A 690-nucleotide genomic window follows, 5' to 3' on the forward strand; every position below is an offset into this window, starting at 1 on the left:
CCGCCCGTTCGCGCGGGCCGCCATCCGCGCCGCCAGCCGCGCCCGCCGCAGCGAGCCCTGCCGCGGCCAGGTGCGCACGATCGCCCCCGGCGGGGCGTCGGCCGCCTCCCCGAGCCCGAAGACCTCGACCCGCAGCCCGCGCGCGAGCAGGGCCGCCACCTCCCGGTGCAGCCGGGCGTCAGCCACGTCGTGACCGGACGTCACGATCGTGACGTCGACGGGCGCGCGCCGCTGCGTGGACACCTACAGGTCCTCCATCGTCTGCGGCGTCTTGCCGACCTTGACGAACTGCGTGTACGCGTCGATGCACTCCTGCGGCGACGCGTGCATCGCGATGCGCCCCTTGTGCAGCCAGATGCAGTCGTCGCACATCTCCTTGACGCTGCCGAGGGCGTGGCTGACGAGGAAGACCGCGCGCGCCGAATGGCGCAGCTCCTCCATCTTGGCCTGGGCCTTCTCCCGGAACTTCGCGTCGCCGGCCGACAGCGCCTCGTCGACCATGAGGATGTCGGGCTTCATGTGCACGGCCACCGAGAACGCCAACCGCGAGAACATGCCCGAGGAGTACGTGCGCATCGGCGCGTCGATGAAGTCGCCGAGCTCGGCCCAGTCCGCCACCTGGTCGGCTCGCTCCTCGACCTCCTTGCGGGACAGCCCCGCCGCCAGCCCGCCGAGGATGACGTTCTCGCG

General features: G+C 72.3%; 1 protein-coding gene and 1 pseudogene. Both read right to left on the bottom strand.

Features of this window, described 5'->3' with window-relative positions:
* Positions 1-243: pseudogene (locus PINTE_RS19335) on the bottom strand (glycosyltransferase); the annotation flags it as partial.
* The coding region (locus PINTE_RS23420; RefSeq protein WP_169798581.1) for an ABC transporter ATP-binding protein at positions 244-690 on the bottom strand (447 nt) is incomplete at its 5' end.

This window comes from Piscicoccus intestinalis NBRC 104926, assembly GCF_001515525.1.
GTDB lineage: Bacteria > Actinomycetota > Actinomycetes > Actinomycetales > Dermatophilaceae > Kineosphaera > Kineosphaera intestinalis.